The sequence below is a fragment of the Chamaesiphon sp. VAR_69_metabat_338 genome, assembly GCF_031423935.1.
Taxonomy (GTDB): Bacteria; Cyanobacteriota; Cyanobacteriia; order Cyanobacteriales; family Chamaesiphonaceae; genus Chamaesiphon.
This window is the reverse complement of the sequence record NZ_JANPGM010000441.1, coordinates 1-5094: the sequence shown is the minus strand read 5'-3', so window position 1 is coordinate 5094 and position 5094 is coordinate 1. Positions and strand designations below refer to the sequence as shown.

The 5094-nt window shown below is 47.5% G+C and carries 4 protein-coding genes and 1 pseudogene; 3 read left to right on the top strand and 2 right to left on the bottom strand.

Annotated features, from left to right (window positions below):
* Window positions 1-79: 79 nt before the first annotated feature.
* Entirely contained in the window at window positions 80-913 is an 834-nt protein-coding gene (gene rsmA, locus RMO84_RS12255) for a 16S rRNA (adenine(1518)-N(6)/adenine(1519)-N(6))-dimethyltransferase RsmA (RefSeq protein ID WP_310488734.1), read from the top strand.
* A 187-nt stretch (window positions 914-1100) separates the two neighbouring features.
* Here rsmA and RMO84_RS12250 read toward each other — a convergent pair whose 3' ends face one another.
* On the bottom strand, window positions 1101-2381 hold the full coding sequence (locus RMO84_RS12250) for a sugar ABC transporter substrate-binding protein (RefSeq protein ID WP_310488733.1): 1281 nt from the start codon (window positions 2379-2381) through the stop codon (window positions 1101-1103).
* 124 nt (window positions 2382-2505) lie between these two features.
* Between RMO84_RS12250 and RMO84_RS12245 the strand changes: the two genes are divergently transcribed.
* On the top strand, window positions 2506-3219 hold the full coding sequence (locus tag RMO84_RS12245; protein WP_310488732.1) for a cytochrome b/b6 domain-containing protein: 714 nt from the start codon (window positions 2506-2508) through the stop codon (window positions 3217-3219).
* A gap of 624 nt (window positions 3220-3843) precedes the next feature.
* On the top strand, window positions 3844-4704 hold the full coding sequence (locus tag RMO84_RS12240; protein WP_310488731.1) for a ferritin-like domain-containing protein: 861 nt from the start codon (window positions 3844-3846) through the stop codon (window positions 4702-4704).
* 66 nt (window positions 4705-4770) lie between these two features.
* Here the strand turns inward: RMO84_RS12240 and RMO84_RS12235 are convergent.
* Window positions 4771-5025, bottom strand: a pseudogene (locus tag RMO84_RS12235) (sulfurtransferase); the annotation flags it as partial.
* Between the last annotated feature and the right edge of the window lie 69 nt (window positions 5026-5094).

Sequence of the window (5094 nt, the reverse complement as noted above, 5' to 3'; positions counted from 1 at the left end):
ACCTCTTACCTTTTACCTTTTACCTTTTACCTTTTACCTCTTACCCCTACCCCCTACCCTCTACCCTCTACCCTCTAGAATGAAGACAAAGAAACAATTCGGGCAACACTGGCTGCGAAACGAACAGGTACTCGATCGCATCATCACCGCCGCAAAGATCGCCCCAACCGATCGCATCCTGGAAATTGGCCCCGGTACTGGTATTCTCACGCGGCGGCTGGTTACTGCTGCGAGCACGGTAGTTGCTGTCGAGATCGATCGAGATTTGTGCGCTCTATTAGTCAAAAAGATGGGTCATATCGATAATTTTTTATTATTAGAAAATGACTTTCTCAATCTCGATGTCGATCGTACGCTTGCCGATTTTCCCAACTTCCAACAAGCCAATAAAGTTGTCGCTAATATTCCTTACAATATCACCGGGCCAATCCTCGAAAAGTTACTAGGTAATATCATCCATCCAGCCGATCGACCCTTCGATTCGATCGTCTTATTAGTCCAAAAAGAAGTCGGCGACAGGCTGTTTGCCAAACCCAGTACTAAAGCCTTCGGCGCATTGTCGATTCGGGTGCAATACTTAGCTGATTGCGAATTAATCTGTCCGGTGCCCGCTCGGGATTTTTCGCCACCACCAAAGGTCGATTCGGCAGTTATCAGACTCACTCCCAGACGATTGGAATTAACAGCTAATAACCCAAAAATGCTAGATAATTTAGTCAGATTGGGCTTTAGTACGCGTCGCAAAATGTTGAGAAATAATCTCCAAAGTGCGATCGATCGCGAAGCTTTAGTCGAACTACTAGGATCGTTAAATATTAGCGATGAAACTCGTGCGGAAGATCTGAGTGTCGAACAGTGGATTCAGTTATCGAACTTAGTCAACGATCGTCAAATGATAACAGTGGCTCATTAATTACCTTAACTAACGTCAGTTCGGGTTAACGATATTGGCTTCGTTCTAGCACCGCACTCGATTGAAATCGGTGCTAGTAAAGCAAAGTCCGCCTACGCGGACTGATGCAAATTCCGCGTAGGCGGACTTTGCATCACAAGCCGAGACTTCAGTCTCTAGGCACTTCGGAATCTCAAACTGACGCTAATTAGCTGCCAGCATCCCAAGTACTCGCAGCAGTCGCAACGGCTTGCTCGACGGTTTTTTCACCAGACATCGCCGCCTGGAGATTTTCATAGATGGCTTTTTTGAGCAGATCGATATTTTTCAAAGGTGGAATTAAAATCTCTGACTGCGCTAATTGCTCGGCACTAATCGCCTTACCTCGGTCGAGTGCAGATTGTTCTTTACCATTAGCTAATTTAGCCTTGTAGTCGGCAACTGCTTTGATATTAGAAGGCAAAGTATCCGATGCCTGAGCAAAAGCTAATTGATTGGTCGCATTGGTAATAAACAGTGCGAATTTGGCAGCAGCTTCCGGTAACTTGCTAGTGCGGGGAATCACCAGATTCATCACGGCAACCCCGGTTTTGCCAGTCTGTCCCGAGATTTGGGGCGCGACAGCCGAAACTTTGGCAATTTGCGGCGCATTTTTAGCGATCGTTTCAATAAATGGTGCCCCCGCCGAGAGCATGGCGATTTCGCCAGATTGGTAGAGTTGAATCCCTTGCTGGTGTCCCTGAGTCATGGCTTCCTTTGGCAGCAAGCCTTGCTTGTAGAGATCGACCCAATATTGAAAGGCTGCTTTCCCAGCCGAGGTATTAAAGGCCGCTTTGCCTTGTTTATCTACAAGTTGTACGCCCATCTGAACGAGGGATTCGAGGACATCGTTACTATCTTCAGGTAATAAGGTCGCAAAGAAGGCATATTTACCCGTTTTTTCTTTAATCTGCTTGGCAGTTTGAGCGAGTTCTTGATAAGTAGTCGGCGGTTTGACAACTCCCGCTTTCGTAAATAATTCTTGATTGTAAATTGTGACGTTGGTCGTCAGATACCACGGCAGACTAAAGGTTTTACCGTCTAGGGTGCTAGCTTGCCAGATATTAGGTAGATATTCTTTGTTCTCGCCCTTGGTTAAAACCGGATCGAGATTCAACCAGGCATTTCTAGCAGCCAGTTGAATCGCAAAATCAGGATTGAGATTGACCACATCCGGCGCAGTTTTCGCTGCCATCGCCGCTTGAATTTTGCCGTGCATCGCCGACCACGGTACATCGACCCAGTGGACTTTTATCTCTGGATTGGCAGCTTCAAATTTACCGATCGCATCTTTAAAATAATCGTTAAATTTGGGCTGAAGTTGCATCGTCCAAAATTCCAACTGTGGAGCCTTGGAGCTAGGTGACTTGATACAACTCACCACGCCAGTCAATAGCAGCCCTAACAATCCACAAACCAAGAAGCGACGAAAATTAGCAGGCTTAAACATGAGCTGAGATACCCCTCGATCGACATCCAGGTATTATCGACGATCTAGGCGATCGCGACTAGGGGGATCGAGGCAAAACCATCCCCTACGTTATAATATTTGTGCTACTCGATCCAAAGATCTTGTGACTAAAAAAATCGCCCAATTCCGTCCATATCAGCCGTTATTGCTCCGGATTTTGCATGGTTTTACGGGGCTGTTTCTGATTGCTGCCATTGTGAGTGCCTATTGGACTTACGATACTTACGATCGACGCTGGGGTGGCTTCCTACCTATTTATCAAGACATAGAAGGCATCCACGGTACTTTTGGTCTATGGACTTTGCTAATCTTTCCAGCGTTTGCGATCTACGCCTTCCATCGGGGGCAGCGGCGGTTAATTCAGCCTGACTCTTTGAGCAAGCTAGCTCAGGTGGGTAGACCGATCTGGTGGTACACCCTCAGCCGGATCGCGAATACCCTCACTCTTATCGCGCTGACCTTGGCTGTGTTTAGCGGCAAGATGATGGACGATACCTGGCTACCCAAGGGAGAATTAATCCATTTCTGGTACTCCGTCCATTTAATTGCGTGGGTAGCGATGGTAATTGCGATCGGCCTACACCTGCTGATGAATGCTAGGGTAGGTGGCGCACCGCTACTGCTCTCGATGCTGAGCTGGCAATTCCGCGACAAGGATCGTCCGAACCTGTGGCTGGGTCATCTCTCCCAGTGGTGCTCGGGTGTGCGGCAGGGATCGTGGACGAGGTGGTTTCAACCAATAACAGCGACGATCGTTTTAGAAATTGCGATTTTAGTGAGTATTTTAGCTGCCTGGATTATTCCTGTATTTAAGTAGCAGCTTCAGCAATCACGGGAGAAAACGATTGGGATGAAAGCGATCGCAAGTAAAGATTCACACTATCGATCGACACTCAGGTATTATCGGCGATTGAGTCGATCGCGATTAGGGGGAGAAGGTGAAAAAGCAGCAATGTTATTGAGATCGAGCATTTGGAGAGGAGCAGATGCCAACTAATCCAAAGTACTTTTCACAAGGAGGAGTCTGACCATCAAATATAGTAATGGCATCGAAGTGCGAGAGGGAGATGTCGTGCTGGTTCAAAGATCGAAATCTAGGATAGAGGGAGTCATTCTAAAAATCATCCAGTCGAACACGGAAGAGTCCGATCGTTGGTCGCTTCCTAATGGAGGTGTATTAATTGAAGGTGGTGGTTTTGGTCTATCGGCTACTAAATCCTTAGAAGAAGATGAGGACATTGTATTTGTCCGTCGATCGCCAAATATCGATCCGTCAGCATAGAGTCTAATTTTTCATAGCAGGGGTCGATGCCTTCGATCGGATTGCCCTCTTTTGCTTGAGGATCGAATGTCCGTGTCCTTTGTATGCCTACCCTTAACTTAAGACTGCGTTACAATTCTTGGTAAATCGACAGCCATCTGACTCACCTCATCAAACATCATGACAGTTGCCTATCCTCGCAAATTCAACAACAGTCTTAGTGCCAGAGATATCCTCAAACGCGTCGTCAGCGATCGAGAAATTCACCTCGTTACGCTCAATCGATACCGCTACAACGAACAACGCAGTTGCAAAGATCTTACCGATCTCATCGAACAACTCAATGGCAACCCGCCAGAATTGATTCGGGATCTCTCCCATCACATCAACGATGAATCCCGCCATGCCATGTGGTTGACCGACCTGTTAATCGATATTGGTGGCCCCATCGATACCCCTCCAGGCGTATCTTATATCGATGAATTCAATCGGTTGATCGATCGGGAAACATACAATAATGTCGAAGATGCCGTAATTGCCGCTTTAGCAGCCATCAATGTCACCGAAAAGCGCGGTTGTGAATATTTCTCGGCTCACATTCATGCCCTCAAAGCAGCTCCGCAAACTGAGGAAAATATTAAAATTCGCGAAACGATCGAGAAAATATTTCCCGAAGAAACCGGACACGTTCGCTGGGGCAGCCGTCAACTCGCAAAAATTGCCGCTAAAAGTCCCGCCCACCGTCAAAAAGTGGAAACAGTGAAGCGCAAGTTTATCGCGATCGAGCAAGCAGCGTTTGAATCGGGGATGGACATCATGTTCGGTGCCGAACTCCGCCGCGTCAATAACTTGATGGATGTCGTCAACACCCTGCCACTCTGGGATCGTCCGCAATACCTGATGGCGCGTCTCCCCGAAACCATCCTCGACCCCGAACTCCAAAAAGTCCGCATCACCGCCGCCCAAAAAGCCTGGAACCGCGATCCACAGGCATTTGTAACGCAGTTTATTCCGATGTTTTTGGGGAATTCGATTAAGTAAGGCTTTAGGCTTTAGGACGCTTGCGTCCTTCTAATTTCCTAATACCTAATGCCTAAAGCCTAAAGCCTAATAAGAAATCCAATCACTCCAACTCCCTGGATACAACTTCGCGCCAGTGATGCCAGCTAGTTCTAGTGAGAGCAAATTGACACAGGCTGTTACACCAGAACCGCAGTAGACGATGGGTTCGACATCGGATGGAATGGCTGCCCAGCGTTGCTGTTGTGCATCGATCGATAGCGCGTAGCCTTCGGGAGTAGACACTTCTTGCCAGGGATAATTGACGGCACCAGGGATATGTCCGGCAATTGGATCGATCGGGTTCGCAGAAGTTGATGAGTATGTATGTGGGTAAGCCTATTAACAGCAGATCGGCAAATAGGTTCATTG